The 21528-nt window shown below is 61.4% G+C and carries 20 protein-coding genes, 1 tRNA gene and 1 pseudogene; 20 read left to right on the forward strand and 2 right to left on the reverse strand.

The features are described 5' to 3' along the window. The first annotated feature begins 219 nt into the window (after nucleotides 1-219). Complete coding sequence (locus BDO18943_RS42825; RefSeq protein ID WP_235996272.1) at nucleotides 220-1299, forward strand: HNH endonuclease; 1080 nt, start codon at nucleotides 220-222, stop codon at nucleotides 1297-1299. Nucleotides 1300-1304: 5 nt separating this feature from the next. Here BDO18943_RS42825 and BDO18943_RS34730 read toward each other — a convergent pair whose 3' ends face one another. Together BDO18943_RS34730 and BDO18943_RS34735 are read right to left on the reverse strand one after the other, a co-directional pair. Continuing rightward, on the reverse strand, nucleotides 1305-1541 hold the full coding sequence (locus BDO18943_RS34730; RefSeq protein ID WP_175025822.1) for a hypothetical protein: 237 nt from the start codon (nucleotides 1539-1541) through the stop codon (nucleotides 1305-1307). Between the two features lie 172 nt (nucleotides 1542-1713). Further along, entirely contained in the window at nucleotides 1714-4233 is a 2520-nt protein-coding gene (locus BDO18943_RS34735) for a P-loop NTPase (RefSeq protein WP_175025823.1), read from the reverse strand. 164 nt (nucleotides 4234-4397) lie between these two features. Here BDO18943_RS34735 and BDO18943_RS34740 point away from each other — a divergent pair. The 19 genes and pseudogenes from BDO18943_RS34740 to BDO18943_RS34830 all read left to right on the forward strand — a co-directional run bounded on the left by BDO18943_RS34740 (nucleotide 4398) and on the right by BDO18943_RS34830 (nucleotide 21520). Then, nucleotides 4398-4472, forward strand: a tRNA-Gly gene (locus tag BDO18943_RS34740). Nucleotides 4473-4712: 240 nt separating this feature from the next. After that, nucleotides 4713-6641, forward strand: coding sequence for a tyrosine-type recombinase/integrase (locus BDO18943_RS34745; protein WP_014596114.1), 1929 nt, complete (start codon nucleotides 4713-4715; stop codon nucleotides 6639-6641). 564 nt (nucleotides 6642-7205) lie between these two features. After that, nucleotides 7206-7961 carry a hypothetical protein gene (locus tag BDO18943_RS34750; RefSeq protein ID WP_175025824.1) on the forward strand — a complete coding sequence of 252 codons (756 nt, stop codon included), beginning with the start codon at nucleotides 7206-7208 and terminating at the stop codon, nucleotides 7959-7961. 118 nt (nucleotides 7962-8079) lie between these two features. Continuing rightward, nucleotides 8080-8292 carry an AlpA family transcriptional regulator gene (locus BDO18943_RS34755; protein WP_012205952.1) on the forward strand — a complete coding sequence of 71 codons (213 nt, stop codon included), beginning with the start codon at nucleotides 8080-8082 and terminating at the stop codon, nucleotides 8290-8292. A gap of 42 nt (nucleotides 8293-8334) precedes the next feature. Then, the gene (locus BDO18943_RS34760; protein ID WP_023112332.1) at nucleotides 8335-9210 is read left to right on the forward strand and encodes a ParA family protein; all 876 of its coding nucleotides are present in this window, start codon (nucleotides 8335-8337) and stop codon (nucleotides 9208-9210) included. Then, nucleotides 9194-9442: a hypothetical protein gene (locus BDO18943_RS34765; protein ID WP_023112333.1), complete on the forward strand. Its 249-nt coding sequence runs from the start codon at nucleotides 9194-9196 to the stop codon at nucleotides 9440-9442. Before BDO18943_RS34760 ends, BDO18943_RS34765 begins: the two co-directional genes overlap by 17 nt. Further along, nucleotides 9435-11069: a ParB family protein gene (locus tag BDO18943_RS34770; RefSeq protein WP_175025825.1), complete on the forward strand. Its 1635-nt coding sequence runs from the start codon at nucleotides 9435-9437 to the stop codon at nucleotides 11067-11069. Before BDO18943_RS34765 ends, BDO18943_RS34770 begins: the two co-directional genes overlap by 8 nt. A 15-nt stretch (nucleotides 11070-11084) precedes the next feature. After that, the gene (locus tag BDO18943_RS34775; protein WP_023112335.1) at nucleotides 11085-11645 is read left to right on the forward strand and encodes a DUF2857 domain-containing protein; all 561 of its coding nucleotides are present in this window, start codon (nucleotides 11085-11087) and stop codon (nucleotides 11643-11645) included. Nucleotides 11646-11648: 3 nt separating this feature from the next. Continuing rightward, nucleotides 11649-12911, forward strand: coding sequence for an STY4528 family pathogenicity island replication protein (locus BDO18943_RS34780; protein ID WP_023112336.1), 1263 nt, complete (start codon nucleotides 11649-11651; stop codon nucleotides 12909-12911). Nucleotides 12912-13227: 316 nt separating this feature from the next. Beyond that, nucleotides 13228-14010, forward strand: a complete 783-nt coding sequence (locus tag BDO18943_RS34785; RefSeq protein WP_023112337.1) for a PFL_4669 family integrating conjugative element protein — start codon at nucleotides 13228-13230, stop codon at nucleotides 14008-14010. Continuing rightward, on the forward strand, nucleotides 14007-14534 hold the full coding sequence (locus tag BDO18943_RS34790) for a DUF3158 family protein (protein ID WP_023112338.1): 528 nt from the start codon (nucleotides 14007-14009) through the stop codon (nucleotides 14532-14534). Before BDO18943_RS34785 ends, BDO18943_RS34790 begins: the two co-directional genes overlap by 4 nt. A gap of 73 nt (nucleotides 14535-14607) precedes the next feature. Next, nucleotides 14608-15060, forward strand: a complete 453-nt coding sequence (locus tag BDO18943_RS34795; RefSeq protein ID WP_023112339.1) for a single-stranded DNA-binding protein — start codon at nucleotides 14608-14610, stop codon at nucleotides 15058-15060. A 272-nt stretch (nucleotides 15061-15332) separates the two neighbouring features. Beyond that, nucleotides 15333-17345, forward strand: coding sequence for a DNA topoisomerase III (locus tag BDO18943_RS34800; RefSeq protein WP_023112340.1), 2013 nt, complete (start codon nucleotides 15333-15335; stop codon nucleotides 17343-17345). Between the two features lie 553 nt (nucleotides 17346-17898). Next, nucleotides 17899-18123, forward strand: a pseudogene (locus BDO18943_RS34805) (hypothetical protein); the annotation flags it as partial. A gap of 328 nt (nucleotides 18124-18451) precedes the next feature. Continuing rightward, a complete protein-coding gene (locus BDO18943_RS34810) occupies nucleotides 18452-18676 on the forward strand; it encodes a hypothetical protein (protein ID WP_023112342.1) in 225 nt (74 codons plus the stop codon). 21 nt (nucleotides 18677-18697) lie between these two features. Beyond that, the gene (locus BDO18943_RS34815; RefSeq protein WP_023112343.1) at nucleotides 18698-19090 is read left to right on the forward strand and encodes a hypothetical protein; all 393 of its coding nucleotides are present in this window, start codon (nucleotides 18698-18700) and stop codon (nucleotides 19088-19090) included. A 211-nt stretch (nucleotides 19091-19301) separates the two neighbouring features. Beyond that, on the forward strand, nucleotides 19302-20039 hold the full coding sequence (locus BDO18943_RS34820) for a DUF5983 family protein (protein ID WP_023112344.1): 738 nt from the start codon (nucleotides 19302-19304) through the stop codon (nucleotides 20037-20039). Between the two features lie 96 nt (nucleotides 20040-20135). Continuing rightward, the gene (locus BDO18943_RS34825) at nucleotides 20136-20414 is read left to right on the forward strand and encodes a hypothetical protein (protein ID WP_023112345.1); all 279 of its coding nucleotides are present in this window, start codon (nucleotides 20136-20138) and stop codon (nucleotides 20412-20414) included. A gap of 494 nt (nucleotides 20415-20908) precedes the next feature. Beyond that, on the forward strand, nucleotides 20909-21520 hold the full coding sequence (locus tag BDO18943_RS34830) for a TetR/AcrR family transcriptional regulator (protein ID WP_023112346.1): 612 nt from the start codon (nucleotides 20909-20911) through the stop codon (nucleotides 21518-21520). Nucleotides 21521-21528: the final 8 nt, after the last annotated feature.

Consider the following 21528-nt stretch of genomic DNA (forward strand, 5'->3'; position numbering starts at 1 on the left):
CGCGCGCGACATCTTGCAGAAGGTCATTCGCGCCAACAGTCGCTTAAGTTCCAAACAGAACGGAACACTGCACTAGCAACGAGCGCGAACTCGTCGTGAATTTCGTTCAACAGTTCACCGACATGCTCAAGGCCAAGCATTCGCCCAAGAGCAAACGGCGCAAGTAACAGTCAAGTCTTGCAGCGGCAAACGTCGCATTCACTCGGATCAAATTGTTCCATGCCTGATCTTTCGAACTATACGGGCAACCCGCCGAATGCGTTCGCACTGAGCGTCATCCATGCGCTGGAAGCTGCCGGCTTTACTATCGGTCCCACGACGCAGGGTCCGAATGATCAGAGAAAGACTCTCCGTATCACTTGGCGCGGCGTGCACGTCGGGAATATGCACGAGAATCTCTGGGGGCATAATCCTCCATATGCTTGCTTGTACCGGTTCGAGAAGAACCGTGCCAAGGCTCCCCCAGGCTTCGACAAGATTGAATTCGCTCAGCGACGTGGTTGCGACCCGAATCTGCTGCAGGTCCATAGCGACTATAGCGGCTCGTATCTTTGGGTCAAAGATGAAGCGACGAGTCTGCTTCTGATGCGAGACTGGGCGAGTAGGATCGACGACGAAAATCGGCTTGAATCGGATTGGTCCGAGCCAGAATTGAGAGCGTCGGTCGTCGCGTATCTCGACATGGCACGTCGGCTCCGGAACGGGCAACCCGTTGTAAAGAAGCAGGTCTATCGAGACCTCTCCGCGGGAATTGGCCGGTCCGAAAAATCGTGCGAATACCGGATGCAAAACATCTCCCATGTCTTAGCTCTCATGGGACGAGACTGGATACCCGGCCTCCCACCGGCAAAGAACGTGGGGGTGAGGGTCACTGAGCAGATAGAAACGCTCATCTGCGAACTGGAAGGCCGCCACGAATCGCCGAAGGCTACCGAAGCAGCTACGGTCGCCAAGTTTCGCAAGACGCTGAAGCAACGCCCCGCAGGAAGCAAAACGCCCCAAAAAACTACATCAACCACGACCAGCGTCGTACGGGATCCGCAGGTCAAAGCATGGGTGCTGGAGCGAGCAAATGGGACATGCGAGGCTTGTGACCAACCGGCTCCGTTTATCGGCGCAGACGGTTTCCCATTTTTTGAGGTCCATCATCTCCGCAGACTTGCGGACGACGGATCGGATACGCCAACGAACGCGGTCGCCGTTTGCCCGAACTGCCATCGACGGCTCCACTTCTCGGAAAATGCTCGCGCGTATCGAGAAACGCTCTATGGAAAGGTCGCTGAGCTGGTGCGCGAGTAGCAATCTCAGGAATTGGGTGGGCGACCGCTGTACGCCGCCCACATCGATTCAATGAGCCCCGCGTCCACTTCGCCGGCCTCGAATCCTGGAACGTCTTCGACAAGCAACCACAGTTTCTCTATGAAAGCTGCTCGCGAGAGGTCGCCGCCGAAATCGTCACACACCGCCGCAGCCAGCTCGCAAATCTGCTCGTTGGTCAACGTCGGGAAATCGTTGGGGTGTTGAATGTCGTCCCCCCGCATCCCGACTCCGGGCACAACATCGTCGTCTGTTTGACCAGAGAGGCAGAATTTGTACGCGTCTAGCCGTCACCACAGCCTAAAGCGTATCTTATAGCCCCTCCGCGCCCACGCTACTTTTGTTCATCATTCCAAACCACACTATGCTGGCACAGTTAGTAAAGGGGGAACAAATTCATTTCGTTGACGAGTCCTTCCCGCGCGCAAGCTTAATTTTTAGCCAGCTTGCCATGAGCTCCCGAATACGCTGCTGTCCGTAGTGCGTTTTAAAGCAACTTGCATCATGCGCTGCCTTAATCCAACGATCCCAATGAGACTCGACCAAAGAAAAAGACACGTCATCTCGTCCAAAATGCTGCGCGTATCTGAGCGTATTCGAAAAAAAAGTGACATATGGATGCTCGAACGAAAGATCATTCCGCTCGGCAGCCATTCGCGCATCGTCTAATGCCGCGACACCTTCTGTATAAATCTCCTTAGATTCCTGCGAATTTGACTCCGCTATGTGGTTTGCCTGAACAAGGCATATATAGCCCAATGTATTATAAGCGAAGGCGTGTCGCTCTAGACTGACAGCTTTCTGAGAATACGAATATGCCTTCTGGAAATTACCAGCCTTCGACTCCAAAATGGCTCGCTGATCCCAAAATCGCGAACTCCACCCGTATATTGGCTCCAATTCAGCATAAAATTCGAATGCCTGCAATTGCAAACTATTCACCACCTCTTCGACGTCCAATATTTCACGAACAATGCGATGAGGAAGTAATTTTGCCTTAATTGTTTTCGGATTGATTGCAGGTGCCAAATGTTGACAAACGAGAAGCATAGCGTCATATTTCTGACCAACCGTTTGGAACTTCCAGAGTTCCTCGCTAATCACGCGGTGACGGAGACGCAGGCCTTTACGCTCTCGCACAATAATCCCGTCCGAACCTAGCGCCTCTTCAAGTAGAGCCTTGAATCGGTCAAAGTGGGCCCCAGCCGCCCTCATTGCCGTCGCAATCGGCAGCAAATGGCCGAATCGATGCACGCAGGCAACAACTGTCGACACATTTTTTGTCGCTGCGTCTCGCAACTCCGCATCAATGTAATCTGAGATGCGCGCCTTAAATCCCTTGGAGTACTCTGCCTGTGAGAGCGACTCGAAAAGCTCGCGATGGCAAGCGTCCCGAAAGAAATCGAACACTTGCCGGTCAGATTTCCGTACCAGCGACCCAAGCCGTGCAACCTTGCGTCGGTGCGCTATAAGCCCCCAAAGATCCGAGTCATCCAGCCTGCTATACAGGTACTCACGTCGATACTTATCCGGCACGTCGATTTTCAGTGCACGAAGGCGGCGTGGACGTTCAGCAGCGATAATAACGCACTGGATTCCGGCCTCCGCACAACGAGTCGCCAATTTACCAATCCCAGCACTGTGATCGGCAGCGTCATCAAAAATAAGAGCTGTCTTGGGTGCTGCGCTCAAAAAACCCAAGCAAGCGTCTACATCAATTGATTCTTCGTTCCTAAAAAAATAAGATGTATAGCCGTACTGCACAATATCTTTGGCAATCCGCAGGCAGGCCGCAGTTTTTCCTGTAGCCAAAGTTCCATGCAGGATGTAGACATAACTTCCACGTTGCTTTTCTATATCCCGTATTACATTTCCAGTCACTTTAAATATAACATCTTTGCCGCTCACTATATCCAGCCAAGTTGGCTCATCTCCACCATAGAAATCCGTACCAAGATCGATCAGATCCGCGCGTGGATCTAGCTTCCTAAATTGAATAGAGAAGCGCTCGAACACCCCGTTCTTCACGGCAATTTTTTCGAGTGAATTCTTATATTCACCAATATCCTCCAACAATGCCGAGAAAAAAGCATCCCCGGTAGCCTCGACGGGGATCAGGCCAAAGCGCTCCAACCTTATCTTCAACGCCGGCGATACTTCTTTTAACACTATTACTGAAGGGAAACCCGTGGCAATCCGTGACTGATTTTTTGTTCGCGTCGCAATTGCGAAATCGGGCTCCTCCGCCAACCGAGCACCACAAATTATAAACGGATCCTGCACGTAAGCAGTTTCGAATGCCGCGTGCCAAGGAGGCACGGTTCGTACAACGTTAGAGTACTCTACCAATCCGAAAATTAAATCCTCACCGTCCCCACCCACTCTTTCCGCGAGTCCGTGTAGATGTATAACCTGAACCTCGGATGCAGACTTCTCCGGCGGTGAAAATTTATCCCGCCACGAGACAGGGCTTATTTTTCTAAATTTTGCCTTATTATTTTCCCCATCGAAAACACGCTCCAATACGTCGTCGATATTGAGAGTCCATATGCGATGCCACCGAATATCAAATAATTTCGCCTGCCACGTCGGTGAACATTGCATAAATCGCTTTCTAAGGTACTCGTTTAGTTTCGTTCTGTCTTGTACCTTTGCTTCTTCGTATACGATGGCGAGATTGCCTTCCTCGGCCGGATCGACGATCGTAGAGGTTCGGTCCAAAATTTCTTTTGCGACTTTCGCAGCAACCTGGAGTTCACCGCCATCCCCACCGCGGGCACCAATGCTTACACCAGCGCCACATAGAAGGTGATACTGACCTTCTGCCAAACCTTGCAACAGGACAGGTATCAGGTCGACCGGTACGCCCATCTGGGCAACCCTCGACAGATTCGCATCATATTTTTCCGACCCCACGGTGATCCCCTTGGTTCTAGATTTCTACCTATCTTAAAGAGAACAATCCTCAGAGCCAATGGCGATGCCACCGTTTCATTGTCGAGCCATGCCAGTTTCGATGCCAGCAGCCAGAATCCGACGCTTGCCATCCCCACCCAAACCCCTGTAGAATTACGCGTTCTGCGGGCGTCGTATAATGGCCATTACCTCAGCTTCCCAAGCTGATGACGTGGGTTCGATTCCCATCGCCCGCTCCACTTCGACTTTCCAGGGACTTCCACCGAACGCCAGGGAACGTCGTAAGTCATTGTCAGGATTGAGATTTTTACCTGATCTCAATCCACTGACATCCAGCGAAATCCACTCCCAGCCGGTTCTAACTGGTACGTTGAGCGGTACACTGGCAATACGGAGGTCCCCAAAACCGTATTGTTGCTGGAGGAGCCGGGGTTCCGTCGGGAACATGGCATCCAACTCGCTTCGCAGGAGTTGGACTCATGCTTTCAGACCTCCAGGTTCGACAGGCCAAGGTGACCGGCAAGGCGTATTCGCTTGTCGATTTCGACGGTCTCTACTTCTACATCTCCGCCACCGGCTTCAAGGCCTGGCACTTCCGCTTCACTTGGGGCGGCAAGCGCGAGCGCATGTCCTTCGGTGGCTATCCCGCGCTTTCCCTGAAAGACGCTCGCAATCTGCGCGACGAGGCCCGGGCCATGCTGGCCAAGGGCATCAACCCGCATTCGGAGCGCAAGCGCAAGCGCCACGCCATCGTCCTGGCGGGCGAGCACACCTTCCAGGCCATCTACGACAAATGGCTGGCCCACCGCAGCCTCTCTCTGGAAAATGAGGGCCGCCAAAGTACGCCCAAGCAGATCGGGCGCGTCTTCGCCAAGGACGTGTTTCCCGTATTGCGCCACCTGACCATCTACGACGTCACCCGCGCCCACCTGCTGGACATCATCGGCAGAGTGGAAAAGCGTGGCTCGCTGTCGGTGGCCGAGAAGCTGCGCACCTGGTTCAGCCAGCTATTCACCTACGCCTCGGTGGTGGTGCCCAACATGGGCGACAACCCGGCCAAGGATTTGGACGTGGTGGCGATGCCGCTGCCCCCGGTGGAGAACAATCCCTTTTTGCGCATGCCCGAGCTGCCGGCAATGCTGCAGACGTTGCGCAAGTACAGCGGTCGCCTGAATACGCAACTGGGTCTACGTCTGCTGCTGCTCACGGGCGTGCGCACCGGTGAATTGCGCTACGCCACGCCCGATCAGTTTGATCTGGAGCGCGGTCTGTGGATCATCCCGGTTGTCAGGCTCAAGCAACGCAAGCAGCTCACCAAGAAGAAGCGCCAGCGTTTCGCCGACATCCCGCCATACATCGTGCCACTGTCGTTGCAGGCACAAGAGGTCGTTCGTCATTTGCTGGGAAATCTGAAGCCAGCACAGGTGTATCTCATCCCCGGTGATTGGTGCCTGAAAAACCCTCTGAGCGAGAACACGCTCAATGGCGCGCTCAAGCGTATGGGCTATGAAGACCAACTCACTGGGCATGGCGTTCGCGCCACCATCTCGACTGCGCTCAATGAATTGGGGTATCCGCCCAAGTGGGTAGACGCCCAACTTTCGCATGCCGATCCGGATCGGATCAGCGCGACCTACAACCACGCCGAGTACGTCGAGCAACGCCGCGTCATGATGCAGGACTGGGCCGACCGGCTGGACTTGTTCGAGCAGAATCAGGTCGAAGTTGCCAGCACGCACTTGACCATCACGTTGCAGGGCCTGCCCACAATCGCCGGACAGGCGGCAGCGCAGCCGCCCGCCCTGAATCCAAACGCCCCTCAGTTGATCGTTGCGCCTGCACCCGATGCACCAGCGGTTCCAGCTTCCGTCTATCGACTTTCGGCGGTGCATCTGCCCGAGTACGCGCGACCCACGCTGTCAGAGGTGCAGCGCGAGCGCTTGCAATTGCTGGAGATATTCGAGGCATCCCACAACCTGTCGGTGGCCGATTACGCCAAGCTGGTTGGCAAGTCCCGCCGCTGGATCACTTACGAGATTCAGGCCGGCAATCTCCTGTCGATCCATCTGGGTCACCGTGGGCAGCGCGTCCCGGACTGGCAACTCGACCCCATCAAGCGCAAGCTGATTCAGGCTGTCCTGAAGCTGGTGCCGCGCGGTATCGACACCTGGCACATCTATCACGCACTGCTGCGGCCATACGATGCCCTGGGCAAGTGTCCAGTCATCGAGGCCGTCGATCCGACCAACCTGCATCTTGCAGCTCGACTGGTCGCCGCACATGCCATAGAAACCGATGAGCTTGCAGAGCAATCGGAGGCGTCTCCGGTGCTGGCCAGGCAGACTGTAGAGCGCCTGGTAAAAACGGCAATGTTGGTTGATATGCCCGAAGATCCCGTCGCCCGTTGAGCTGAGGCCGGGCGGCAGCACCGTCCGGTCAAGGTCAAAGGAGGGAACGTCGATCGCTTCGCATGGCCGCCCATCCGTCTTCTGCGCGGCCAACTCGCAATTTCCACGTTTTGGCAGGCAGCGTTTAGCGTCGGATCAGCGCTCGGCAGTCACCATAGGCGACTTCTCGGTAATGCTATCTCGCTATATCAGTATCTCGATCGGATATGACACCAGCGGATTTTCGTTGCCAATCTCAAGCCCCGATCAATAGATTCCGAGCGTTCGCCGCTTTTTGAAACCGCTGGCGCATCAGACCATACCGATACGGTTTTGCGAGAGCAGCCACTTCTCACGATCCTGATAGCGCAAGCGTCACTGTCGAGCCGCGACAGACGCTCGGTTTTCTTGTGCCCGATGGATTTTTGCACATCGAGCACACAACGCCTACTCGTTGCGCGAACTGATCAGAAGTCATCAAAAGCGGGCGTCATCACTCGCGTCTTGCGCGGACAACAGGCCGACCATGAGGACGGCTGCAAAAGCAGTCGGCCCTGTAGTTCTTCTCCTGGAAGGAGACGGAGCATGCACGAGAACAAAAATGATGCACCAACATCAAAGGTGTTCTACCGCCCGCTCGAAGCGTCCATCCGCTGGGCCGGACTGCTGCGATACGAGCAGGTGATCCTGGCTTCGGTCTCGTCGCCTATGGATCTGCCGCAGTCGCTGGACTGCCCGCGTTTGGGCGAACTGCGGCTGTACACCGACCGCATCTATGACGGCATCCTCAACGGGGAACTGCCCTTCGGGCAGCATGGCATCACGACACGCGACACCGCGTTGATCGAATCGCCTGATCTGACGGTACGTCATGTCGATCTGAAGTGCTGGATGCGCCAGCACTACCCCGAGCAGCGGCCCGGCTTTCTCTTCTCCCGCAGCGAGCGCATCATCCATCCCTTCATCTCCCTAGAAACAGGGCAAGCCATGCTGGTCGAACGCCAGGGTTTGAAATCCGCCCTGGAACAGACCAAACGTCAGCTTCGCGAGTTGCAGGACAAGCATGACGCGCTGCTCAAGCAGTCCACGGTGATTTCGGCATGCGCGCAGTGTCCGATCAGTGATCGGGCCGAGGCCACCTACCTGAACATCGTTGGCGCCCTGTTAGAGCTGATGCTCGGCCAGTCGCCATCGGGCACGCCGTACTCCAGCTTCAAGACGCAGGAGGCCGTGGTCAGCGCGCTGGTCGCCCATCACAGCGGCGCCATGGGTATCGCGGAGCGGACATTGAACGGCAAGTTCGCCACCGCCAGGCGCCGGTTGCGTAGCGCCTCCCGCTGAGATTTGCCAGCTTGTATGTGCAGTCGCGGAGATTGCATTTGCAATGTCTTTTCGCTGCCGTGTCTATTGAATAGAGGTCACGCCAACAAACGCCACTGAGCGTTCAGGAGTGACCGCCATGTCGCAAACACCTGTACTGCCGCCAAACGAGCGCCGCATCCTGCGCCTGGAAGAAGTCGAAGCGAAATCCGGTTTCAAGCGCGCCCACATCTACAACCTGATGAAGAAACGCCAGTTCCCGCAGGCGCTGCGTCTGGGCGTGCGCGCCGTGGGCTGGGACTCCATCGAAATCGATCAGTGGATCGACGAGCGCGTCAACAACAGGGCCTGACCCGTTCTCCCGCGGACTTCCCATCCTCACACGGAGAACGCCATGCAGGTCGTATCCATCATTTCAACCAAAGGTGGCGTGGGCAAGACCACCACGGCCGCGAACCTGGGTGGGCTTGCCGCCGACGCGGGGCTGCGCGTGCTGCTGCTCGATCTCGACGTGCAGCCCACCTTGTCGTCCTACTACGAGTTGGGCCACCGCGCGCCTGGCGGCATCTATGAATTGCTGGCCTTCAACGAGCGCGACCTCGGCCAGCTCGTGTCCCGCACGATCATCGCGGGCCTCGATCTGGTGCTCTCCAACGACCACCGGGGCGAGTTGAACACCTTGCTGCTACACGCGCCGGATGGGCGCCTGCGGCTGCGGCACCTGCTGCCGGTCCTGGCTCCCCTCTATGACCTGGTGCTGATCGACACCCAGGGCGCGCGCTCGGTGCTGCTGGAGATGGCGGTGCTCGCCTCCGACGTTGCGCTGTCGCCCGTGACCCCGGAAATCCTCGCGGCACGAGAGCTGCGGCGCGGCACCATGCAGTTGCTCGAAGACATCGCGCCGTATCGGCACCTGGGCATCGAACCACCGCCGCTGCACCTGCTCATCAACCGCGTCCACCCGGTGTCGGCGAACGCCCGGCTGATTCAGCAGGCCTTGCGCGACCTGTTCCAGGACCACACCGGCATCTGCGTGCTGGCCACCGACGTGCCGGCCATCGAAGCCTATCCGCGCGCCGCGACGCGCGGCCTGCCGGTGCATCGGGTCGAGTACCGCCAGCCACCGGGCAGAGTCGCCCCCGCCGCGCTCGACACCATGCGCGGCCTCGCTGGCGAGCTGTTCCCGCAATGGCAGCACCGATTTGCCACGGTGTCCGGCCGTTCACCAGCCCCTCTTGATACCGGGAGGCCTCATGGCGAACGCACATGAACTGGCCCGAGGCCACAAGCGTCTGCGCGCCCTGATCGAGTTCGCCGTCGGCGAGGGCTGGCACGTCAAGCGCACATCTGGCGGGCACTTGAAATTCACCAAGGCTGGCTGCGCTGCGATCTACACCAGTTCGACCGCCAGCGACCACCGGGCGGCCCTCAATGCCCGGGCGCAGATCCGCCGCGCCGAGCGCGAGGCCCGGTCCCCAGCGCAGGGAGGCCGCCATGGCTGAGATGACCTCCCAGCAGATGGCCGGCAAGCTGCTCGCGGCCGGGTTCGAGCGCAGCGGCCCGTCCACCTCGGCCTTGAGCGATCCGATCGCCGACACGCCCATGGTCGTGACCCTGGACCAGTTGCGCCCCTACGACCACGATCCCAGGAAGAAGCGCAACCCGGCCTACGAGGACATCAAGGCGTCCATCCGCGAGCGCGGCTTGGACGCGGCACCGGCCATCACGCGCCGTCCCGGCGAGGATCACTACATCATCCGCAACGGCGGCAACACACGTTTGGCGATCCTGCGCGAACTGTGGTCGGAGACCAAGGACGAGCGATTCTTCCGCATATCGTGCCTGTTCCGCCCGTGGCCCAGTCGCGGCGAAGTCGTGATGCTGACCGGCCACCTGGCCGAGAACGAATTGCGCGGGGGCCTGACGTTCATCGAGCGCGCCCTCGGCGTCGAGAAGGCGCGTGAGTTCTACGAGCAGGAAAGCGGCGCCGCCCTGAGCCAGTCCGAGCTGGCCCGCCGCCTCGCCGCCGATGGCTTCCCTGTCCAGCAGTCGCACATCAGCCGGATGAACGACGCGGTGCGCTACCTCCTGCCGGCGATCCCGACCGTGCTCTACGGCGGGCTCGGCCGCCACCAAGTCGAACGCCTGTCGGTCATGCGCAAGGCCTGCATGCTCGCGTGGGAGCGCTACGCCAAGGGCCACACACTGGTACAGGACTTCGACGACTTCTTTCAGGAGGTGCTGTCGCAGTTCGACACGCAGGCCGACGAGTTCGCCCCCCAGCGCGTGCAGGATGAACTGATCGGCCAGATGTCCGAGTTGCTCGGCATCGACTACGACGTGCTGGCGCTCGACCTCACCGAATCCGAAAGCCGCCATCGCGCCCTGGTCAGCGACCCGACCCCGCCATCGGCACCGCCCGCGCTGCCTGAGCCTGGCACCATGGCACGCCCGCCCGCCGCACCAGCCCCATCGGCCCTGGCGCCGCCGGCCACGCCTGGGTCGCGCGAACGCGAGGGCGGCTCGGGGACAGACGGCTCGCCCGCAGGAAGTCCCGTGGCGGCTCCTGATGATCTGCTGCAGGGGCACATCGTTTCGCCTGCACCGACGACGGAGCGGCTGCAATCCATTCAGCGGATGATCGCCGACGAGCTGGGCGATGCGCTGCCCGATTTCTCGGCCAATGTCTTGCAGTCCATTCCCGTCCAGGCAGGCGGTCTCTACCCGATTTCCGACGTCTGGCACATCGACGCGGGCCTGGACACGCCCGACCGCCTGCGCATCCACATCGCGCAGTTCGCACGCGAGATCGCGGGCGAGGCAGGACTTGATCAGTGCATCGAGGAACGCGCGGACGGTGTTGGCTTCGCATGCCATGCCAGCGCGCAGCCCCCATCACCGCAGGGCCGCGCCGTGCTGACATTGCTGGCGAGCCTGGCAGGCCAGAGCTTCACCGATGCTGATCTGGACGGCGGGCAGCTTGCCGCCGAGCTGCCGGCGCTGCTGCACGGCCAAGGCGATGCGAACCGGCGATTGAGCGACACCGCGCTGGTCAAGCTGTTCCGATTGCTGCGCCTGGCCCGGCGCCTGCTGGACCTGGAGTTCGGTGCCGCAAGCCCTGGGGCATGAAGGAAGGAGACCAGCATGTCCGCCCCGCACCCGCTCAATCAGGCCGTCATCGCCCAGGCGCTCTACGACCTGCGCAACGGCCAACTGCGCCGCTGCAAGGCGATGGGCTTCAGCGAGGCCGAGCTGGATGCGCTCAAGCATCCCGCCATGGTGAGCGTACTGGCCAACGCCAATGTCTCGTGGTGTTCCGTGTCCGTGAACCGCGAGGTGCTCCGGCGTCTGCTCTCGCAGGCGCAGGACGTGGAGAAGGAAATCGCGACCGTCGATCGCATGTTGCGACTGGGGGCCAGCACGGAGATGGTCAGCCGCTTTTATGGCCTGACCCATCAGGAAATCGCCCTGCGCCGTGAGGTGCTGGGCCTGCCCAAGCGCAAGGGGCGTCACCCTGTCCTGGACGAGAAGCAGGACGTCGAACTGTGGCGGCGCTGGAAAGCCATCACCAGCAGCAGGAATGTGGACTTGGAGGACGAGACCTCGATTCTCGACGCGGCCATGGACCTCGCCGAAGGCATGGATTTGCCGCTGTCGGTGGTCTGGGCCGCGATCAAGTCGTGGGTCGATCAAGGATTGGGTTGAGCCATGGCCGTGGACGACACCGCACCACGCCATGGCCCCGTCGCACTCGCTGATCTGTTCGACGCGGCGCTGAAAGACCTTGCGCCCAGGCCCGGCCCACCCACGCCCACGCGCATGCCTATACCTGCGCCGTCACCTGCGACACCGGCCGCGTCCGGCGATGCGTTCCTCTTCAGCGGCAACCGACATGAGACCGTACCGCGACGACTGTTCCTCGACCGCCGCCTGACGCCGCTGGAGCGCAACGCCTGGCAGGTGTTCCGGCTGATGCTCAACGACGATGGCGTGACGGCATTCCCGACGTATGAGCAGCTTCGGCCCTGGCTGGCCTCGATGCCCTGCGCCGGGCAGGCCTCGCATGAAACCGTGGCCCGAGCACTGACGCTGTTGCGCCTCACCCGATGGTTGAGCCTGGTGCGGCGACGGCGCGACCCCAAGACCGGACGCATCCTAGGCAACCTCTACGTTCTGCACGATGAACCCCTGACGCCCTTCGAGGCCATGCAGCTCGACGCCGACTACCTGGCGCTGGTCAGCCAGTCCCTCGGCCATTCGGCCAAGGCCATCCAGATGGTGGGGCTGAACACTCTCCGGGAGATCGCGGAAGACCCGCTGTTGTCCGGCCGCACGCTGCCGTCGCGGCTGCAGGTCCTGGCCGAACGTCTCGCCAGCCAAGGCATCACGGCCACCGAAAGTTATCCACAGGAGGCCGCGACTCACGAATCCGAAGAAGGGGCATCAAGCCTTCTTCGGAATGCCGATGGCCCGTCTTCGGAATCCGAAGCAGGGCCGAAACCCGCGCCAGACGCCTCTCTTCGGAATCCGAAGCAGGCCCGTACAGTACGTAGTAGTTGTATTAATGAAGTACGTACTACCGCGCAGGTACAAGCGCAGGCGCGTGCGCTAGGCGACCTGCAATGGCCCAAACGCTTCGCGGAACTGAAGGCGGAACAACAGGCAGGCGTCAAGGTGGCATTGCAGCAGGTCGATGCAGCGCTGAGGCAGGCCGTGCTGGACGAATGGGCCACTCGATGCAGCAGCCATGGCATCCGCAATCCTGCGGGGTATCTGTTCGGCATCATCCAGCGGGCCATCCATGGCGAGTTCAACGCCTGGGCCAAGAAAGACGCGCCATCGGCACCCGTGCTGCCGAATGAGCGGCCACCACCGGCACCACCGCCATCTCAGCCACAGGGCAAGCCTGTGCCGCCGGAAGTCGCCAAGCAGCACATCGAACGGCTGCGCAACCTGCTTGCCAGCAAGTGAGCGGGCCTGCATGGCGGTGTAGTGGATGCCGGTGGCTTCCAGTAGAGCTATCCCCTGGGGATAGTTCCACTAACGGCTACGACATCGAACCGCTGCACGCCAGGCCTCGATCGCCTGCCGCGGGATCGGCCTTGTCCGCGCTGATCCGGGCGTGCAGCGTTCCTTGGCGCTCCATGGAGCTATCCCCTGGGGATAGCTCACGCCGCATGCACCCGCCGCGCCTTGAACCGGGGACTGGCGGGTTTCGGTTTGTTGACTGACTGCCTTCCGCTTCCTGCCGAAGCTGGCCGCTCTTTTCCAACAACGAGCGGACACCATGGCAACCACCAACGAACCCCTGCAACTGAATCTCGGCTCCTTGCGCAGCGCGATGTCGCTGACGCTGCACACGCACCACGCCTCGCGCATCTGGCACGGCCGCGCCGCCGCCGAGGGGCGACCGGGCATCGTCGGCCTGAACGGCTACATCGCCCAGATGAACAAGATGCGGCGCGGCTCGGAGCAGGACGATCCGTACAGCGATTTCTGGATGCTGCGCATCGAGGACAAGCTCGACCAAACGAAGGCCACGCTGCAATCGCTGCGCGAACAGGTGGACCAGGCGCTGGCGAGCGTGCCGCCGGCACTCACCTTGGGCGAAAACCTCAATGTTCAGCCCGTCAAACTGCCGCTGTTCGTCAATGCGCAGCTCGGCTTTGCCGCCGTGTATCTGCTGGCCGACTACGACGACGTCGCCCGCAAGCTGATCCTCGCGCACCACACCGCGCTCATCGACCGCAGCACCTTGGAGCGCTGGCTCAACGAAGGCGCCCATGCACTGCGCAGCTTGTTCTCGCTGGCACAGCAATACCGCTACTCGGGCTGCACCCGCGACGACTTCGCCGCGAAGAATGCCGCAGCACGGGCAGCGCTGGAGAAGTTCGGCGAGCTGCCGCAGGACGTGCTGGAAGGCACGCGCCGCTCGAAGTTCGCGCCGCCCATCGTGCGCCGTAGCCTGCAGCAGCCCGGTGATGGTCCCGCCCCAGCACCTTCCCCCAGCGACGAGGCCGCAGCCACCGCGGCGCACGAAGCGACGGCCGGCGAGGACGCGCGGGCATGATCGACCCGAACCGCGACACCCGCTACTTCCGTCCCCTGCAACAGACAGCCTTCATGAAGCTGGAACACGCAGGCTCTCAAAAAGGCCTTTTAAAGCCCTTTAAAGGTAAAGGGGACTTGGAGGCCTGGGCCAGCCAGTGCTTCGCCATGCGCGACGAATTGATGGACTTGGCGCAGCGACAGGTGCTGCAACAGGCAGTCGGGCATCCCTTCCATCTGCTACCCATCGAACTGGCCCAGCAGACCACTGGCGCAGGCACAGCGTTTCTTCGCTGGCGCAAGCACGACAGGTCAGCCATGGGCGTGGCCCTGTGGCAGGAGCTGATGGCGAGTACCAGCACGCCGGTCAACCTCCTGGCCGACCTGCACGCCATCGAGCTTCAGCGCATCACGCTGAACATGCAGATCAGCCTGTTGCACACCTTGGGCAGGCAGGCCCAGGAGTGCGCCAGCAAGGCCGCCGAGGCGGAAGACGCCTACCTGCGCCGGCTCAAGTCCACGCCACCCGCCATGCGTGATCGGTGATCGCGCCAGGCACCCCAGCACGCGCCCGCCGCCGACCAGGTGCGGGTATTTCAACCACCACGGAGATTGCAACATGAGCACGCATTTTTCTGGCGAGGGCAACATCGGTTCGCCCCCCGAGTACCGGGAGTTCCCCAACGGCAACGACGAGCCCAGCCGCCTTCTGCGCCTGAACGTCTATTTCGACAACCCCATTCCCAAGAAGGATGGCACCTTCGAGGACCGCGGCGGCTTCTGGGCGCCGGTGGAAATCTGGCACCGCGACGCCGCGCACTGGAAGGAGCTGTACCAGAAAGGCATGCGCGTGCTGGTCGTCGGCCGCATGGAGCGCGAACCCTGGACGGACAACGAGGATCAGCCGCGCGAGACCTGGCAGATCAACGCACGCAGCGTCGGCATCCTGCCCTTCCGCATCGAGTCCGTGACCCTCAGCCCCAGGCAGCAGGAGACCGCGCAGGACGCGCAGCCGAAATCCCAAGCCGCCCAGGAACCGACCGCGCCGAAGGAGCCGAAGCGCAGGAAGTGATGCGGCATGGGGCGGCGGCAGTCGTTCGTCGCCCCATGCCCTTGTGAGCTATCCCCGGGGATAGCTCCATCAACGTCCACCGGCTGCCACGCGCTCCCGAAAATCGCGGCTCCCGGCCCGCACATCCCCGGCCGCACGCCACTCCCGTCCCCGCCATTCCATCCCGTGAAAGTGGTCGCCACCGCATGCGGCTTGTTTGCTGCTGCCCCTGGTGGTGCTCGGCATCCTCGATTCCAGCAACTCGATGAACCACGGGAATCGGATGGACGGACATGCGGCTGTTTTTGTGCGAGAAGCCCTCCCAGGGCAAGGATATTGGCCGGATTCTCGGCGCGACGCAGCGCGGTGAAGGCTGTCTCAGCGGCTCCGGCGTCACCGTCACCTGGTGCATCGGCCATCTTGTAGAAGCGGCAGCTCCCGAGGTCTATGACGCAGCGCTCAAGCGCTGGTCGCTGGAGCAGTTGCCCATCATTCCCCAGCAGTGGCAGGTCGAGGTCAAGCCCAAGACCGCCCCGCAATTCAAGGTCGTCAAGGCGCTTCTGGCGAAGGCGACCCACCTCGTTATCGCCACCGATGCCGACCGCGAGGGCGAGCTGATCGCCCGCGAGATCATCGACCTGTGCGGCTACCGCGGCTCCATCGAGCGGCTATGGCTGTCGGCGCTCAACGATGCGTCGATCCGCACCGCGCTCGGCAAGCTGCGACCTTCATCCGACACGCTGCCGATGTACTACTCGGCGCTGGCGCGCTCGCGCGCCGACTGGCTCGTGGGCATGAACCTAAGCCGGTTGTTCACCATGCTGGGTCGGCAGGCCGGCTACGACGGCGTGTTGTCGGTCGGGCGCGTACAGACGCCGACTCTCAAACTGGTCGTGGACCGCGACCGCGAAATCGCGGCCTTCAAGTCGGTGCCGTTCTGGACCATCGACGTGTCCCTTTCCGCAGGTGGACAGGCTTTCAGCGCGCAGTGGGTTGCGCCCAATGGCTGCACTGACGACGCTGGCCGCTGCCTGCAGCAGCCGGTCGCCCAGCAGGCCGAGCAGCAGATCCGCGCTGCAGGCAGTGCCCAGGTGGTATCAGTCGAGACCGAGCGCGTGCGCGAAGGTCCGCCGCTGCTGTTCGACCTGGGCACGCTTCAGGAGGTTTGTTCCAAGCAGCTTGGGCTGGACGTGCAGGAGACTCTGGAGATCGCTCAGGCCCTGTACGAAACGCACAAAGCCACCACGTACCCGCGTTCGGATTCCGGCTATCTGCCTGAAAGCATGTTTGCCGAGGTGCCCACGGTTCTGGACAGCCTGCTCAAGACCGACCCGTCGCTGCATCCCATCATGGGCCAGCTCGACCGCTCCCAGCGCTCACGCGCATGGAACGACGGCAAAGTGACCGCCCACCACGGCATCATCCCGACGCTCGAACCCGCGAACCTCTCTGCCATGAGCGAGAAGGAACTGGCGGTGTACCGGCTGATCCGCGCGCACTACCTCGCGCAGTTCCTCCCTCACCACGAGTTCGACCGCACCGTGGCTCAGCTTTCCAGCGGCCAGCAGAAGCTGGTGGCCACCGGAAAGCAGGTGATCGCCCAGGATTGGCGTCTGGTGCTGGCCGAGCCGCAAGCGGACGAGGACGGCGACGCCGCCGTGCGCAGCCAGGTGCTGCCCGCGCTGCGCGAAGGCATGGCGTGCCAGGTGGCCGAGGCCGAGATCAAGGCGCTGAAGACGACGCCGCCCAAGCCCTACACGCAGGGCGAACTGGTCAAGTCGATGAAAGGCGTGGCGCGCTTCGTAACCGACCCGCGCTTAAAACAGAAGTTGAAGGACACGACGGGCATCGGCACCGAAGCCACGCGCGCCAACATCATCACCGGCCTGCTGACGCGGGGCTATCTCGTGAAGAAAGGACGCTCCATTCGCGCATCGGATGCGGCGTTCACGCTGATCGACGCCGTGCCCGCGGCGATTGCAGACCCCGGAACCACCGCTGTGTGGGAGCAGGCACTCGACATGATCGAGGCCGGACAGCTCACCCTGAACGTGTTCATCGGCAAGCAGGCTGCATGGATTTCGCAACTGATCGCGCAGTACGGCAGCACCTCGCTGTCCATCAAGGTTCCCCAGGGACCCGCTTGCCCGCAGTGCGGCGCACCGACGCGCCAGCGCACTGGCAAGACCGGCCCCTTCTGGTCATGCAGTCGCTACCCCGACTGCAAAGGCACGCTGCCGGTCGAAACCGGCGCGTCCAAGCGCGGTGCCTCGCGCCCACGCAGTAGCGGCCGCAAGGGCTTCTGACCGACCCCACTCCCCGAGAGCCGTGCCCGCCATCGGCGGTACGGCCTGTGTCCCGCACGCCCTGCGGGACGCCCAGCGCGCAACGCCTTCTCTTGTCCGTGTGCGCGTCCCGCCCAGCCGTCCCCGGCTGCGGGGCCTGAAGGTAGCTTCTCCGCGAACCATGTCCGGGGTTTCCCGGCGCGTTCTGCTGATCTGCATTTTTCCGCCTCTGCGAAGGGTCCCCCGATGGCTTGCCAGGCTGCGCGAGCCACCCGGAGACCCTTCGTGGTCAGCGGTATTCAATGCCGTGCCCAACGGCGAAAAACTGGGCTCCTTTTGTGCGCGGATGTGCGCCAGAAGATGCCGGCGCCAACCACGACATGCGCCGGGTGCGATTGCTGACAGCAGACGGTTCTAGCGACGACCGGGCCTGCCAATCAGCCCACGGGTGGTTCCGTCCTCCCGAGCCGAAGGCCGCAGGGCCTTCGGCGCCTTTCTCCCGCCGATCAACATTCTGGCCCGATAGCGGGCCACACCAACAGGAAACCGACGTATGCAACAACCGGAGCAAGTACGAGCCGCGTTCGAGCGCGACATTGGCAACAAGGTGCTGTTCATCAAGGACGGCAAACTGCTGTTCATCAATGGCATCAGGCTCAAAGCCATCGCCGACCGCAAGGTGTACTTCGCTTCACTGCGCGCCCGGCAGGCCCAGCCCATCGTCATCCTCGCCGAGCTTCCGCCGGAGCAGGCATTCGACCTGTGGAAGCAGCATGTCCTGGGCGACAAGCCCAACTGACCCAACGCCGACACGCCATCCTGGCAGCCCCGCACTCGTGCGGGGTTTCTTTTTCCTGCGTCCATCAATCGGGGCTGGGCCGGATGCCATTTTCCAACTGACGCAGCGCGGCCGTCGCAGGAAGCTGCCCGCATGTTCGCTGATTCGTCAGCACATGCCAGCAGCCAGGGTTCCAGGCTGCCGCGGGTCTCTCCCGCGTTGCCCACCAGTCCGCATCGCATCAATTCCGCAGACGCGCGTCCCCATGACGCTGATGCTTTTTTTCAACCGCGTGCGGGAGCTGCCATCCCGTGAGGGACAAGGCCCCGCTTATCGAAGGAGCCCTTCCATGTCCCAGCAAGCCTCTTTCGGCCAAGCCTTCGGGCAATTGGCCTCGACCTACTGCGGCAAGTTCCTGCCGCTCGAAGTCCTGCAAAGCGCCGCTGGCCACTACATCGGCACGCGCGATACCGAAGGCCCCGTTTCGCGGGAATCCCGCGAGTACTTCCGCAGCTATGCCGCGGCTCAACGCGCCCTCGAAAGAGGCGGCTGGTCCCAGCTCGCCATTCCCTGATCCAACTGGAGGAATCACGTCATGAACCAGCTTTTGCCACAGGAAGTCGTCGATCAGATCATGCGGGAAGAGCAGCATTTCGCTGCCGCGCCCCAAGCCTTTTTCGAGGCATGGAAGCGCGGCGTCGAGATCGCTGGTCCCGAGTGGTTCGGGGACGGCACCCGTGAAGCTCTGAACCAGGCCAAGAGCAAGTGGGATCTGCGTCCCAACATGCTGCGGCTCAACGATGCCCTCGGCGTCCTGAGCAGCGGGGAACGCATGTTCCTGTCCGCCATGGTGAGCTTCTACAACGCACGCGAGGGCGGTGCCATGCTCAAGCGCTGCCACTTCCACGGGCTGTCGGACTTCGACGGTCTGGACCTGCAACGCCGCAAGGTCATCGCCGACCTGCTCATGAACTACGACGGCTGGTGAGCCGGTCTCCGGCACACCACCGCGTTTTCGTTCACTCCCCAAGAGGGACATGCGCCCACGAGGCCATGTCCCTCAATTTGTTTCCCGGCGTCCAGCGCAATGCTGACAGCGCCAAGGTCAGCGTTGCCCTGACGCATTTTTCATTCTCAACCCACTGGGTCCAATTCCCGGTGGTGGGAATTGGCTCCATTATTCAATCCGGAGAGTTCCCATGTCCCAGAAACCTAATCCCTTTCTTCGCGGCTACTGGAATCTGAAAATCGTCCGCACGCTGCCCATCAGCTACGAGGACGGAAGCCCGCATGTCTGGCGAAACATCCACGCGAGCCAGCAACACTTTTCCGACGAGGAACTGGTTTCATCCTCCTGCATCGTCACCAACGGTTTCGCCGTGGTCAGCTATGGCCCCGAACCCGTGAGCGCCGAGGTACTGGCCGAATGCGATGCCGGTGAAGGCGTCAGAGGCGAAGGCGTGATCGGCGCCGTGGTCTATGCCATCCGTGGCGACGACTTCGACGGCCGCCCGGTCCACGTCGGTGACACCTATTCGGCCGAGGCCGCCCGGGAAGTCGTGCAGCGGCTGAGCTTCGAGACCGGCTACTACAGCCGGTGCTGGGAAATCAGTCGTGAGCACATCACCGTCGATTCCTGGCACTACCTCGCCAACCTGGCAGACCTTGCCACGCCGGAGGCCTTCCTGTTCATCGCGTTCCGGGTTCCATACAGCCCGGCGATCGGCATCAAGCTGATCTCCACCCCCTGGACGGACGAGAACCTGGAACATGCCGAAGGCATCAGCGCGGCGCAGCTTCGGCAGGAGCACCGGGGAAAGGGTATGCCGGACGACTTGGCGAACATCCTTGAACTGGCTGGCCAGGCCGATGTGCGCATCCTGATCCTCGATGCCGACGCACCCGCGCTGCTGGGCCTGCCGCTGGACGAGTCCTAGCAGCCGCGCTACACGCCGTGTTTCCTCTTCGTTCTCCCCATGCCAGCCCGTCTCCTGCCCGGAGCCGGGCCGGTCCAATTTCATAGGAGCACCCTCATGTTCCCCGACCTCATCTCGCCCGTAAGCGACTTCGAGCATCAGCTCGGGGCTTGCGTCAACGCTATGGGCCAGGACGACGCCATCGGCCAGGTCCTGGTATTCGAGCGCATGCGCGGCAGGCTGCACATGCGCCATATCGCCAGCGCCGACCTGGCGGACACCGACATCGACGAGTACGAAATGGTCGTCTTCGACGGTGGCAGCACCAGCGGCGACACATGGAAGCATGTCTTCTTCCCGCGTCAGCGCGAGCACTACTTCGTGTACGAAGCCTGACCCAACCAGCCCCTTTCGAGGGGCTTTTTCGTTTGGCCGGCCGTTCATCGGCAATCCTGACCTTGTCGAGCGACTGCGCGGCAACCAGCCATTGGCGGCTGCTGACAGCAGCGTCTATTACGGCGGCGGCGCCAACGGGTACACGGATTTCCCCACTTTTTCCGGCTGATCATTTTCGGAATTCCCGAAATACAGAACCCGGATAAATGGGAACTCGGGTGGCGGTAACTGTAGCGGTAACCAGAAACCATCACGGTTTGCTGGCACAGCCAGCTGCCGCCCGCGTTTGTACGCTGCCGGCGAGAGAAGCAGACACGCATACCAAGCAGATAAGCCGTTGAGCGCGAATCTTCCTCTTGAGAAGCGGCTGCTGCTGTCCGGGAAGCGTCCCTGGCATTGCGCAGCAAGCGCTCTATTAATAGCTTTTAACTGTCATCATCAACTTGCCCGATGATTGTAGACGACCGGTCTAGTTTCAGGGTAAGATACAAACCATGACTAATGCCACGAACGACGTCCGCCAACATATCCTCGATACCGCCCGGATCATTATCGCGGGAAAGGGCTTCAGCGCCGTGGGCCTGAACGAGGTTCTCCAGGCTTCCGGCGTGCCGAAGGGTTCCTTCTACCATTACTTCGGCTCCAAGGAGGCCTTTGGCGAAGCGCTGCTGGAGGATTACTTCGCCGATTACCTGGCTTCGCTCGATAATCTGCTGAGTCGTCCTGATCTTTCCGCAGCACAGCGACTGATCGCCTATTTCGAGTACTGGCTGGAGACCCAGGCAGCCTGTGACCCGAAGGGCAAGTGTCTGGCGGTCAAGCTGGCTGCGGAGGTCAGCGACCTCTCCGAGGCGATGCGTTTAGTTCTTGAACAGGGCACCACGCGAGTGATCGCGCGTTTGGCCAGCGCCATCGAGGATGGCGCCAGCGACGGCTCGCTTCCGGTTGAGCTGGATGCCAGCACAACGGCGAACACGTTGTACCAGTTGTGGCTGGGCGCGAGCCTGTGCGCCAAGCTCACGCGCGACCGTGTACCCATGGAGGCCGCGCTGGCTGCTACGCAGGGCCTGCTAGGCCTGTCTTCTCATCTTCGACGCTGCGCCTGACAGACAGA

This window comes from Burkholderia aenigmatica (assembly GCF_902499175.1).
Lineage (GTDB): Bacteria > Pseudomonadota > Gammaproteobacteria > Burkholderiales > Burkholderiaceae > Burkholderia > Burkholderia aenigmatica.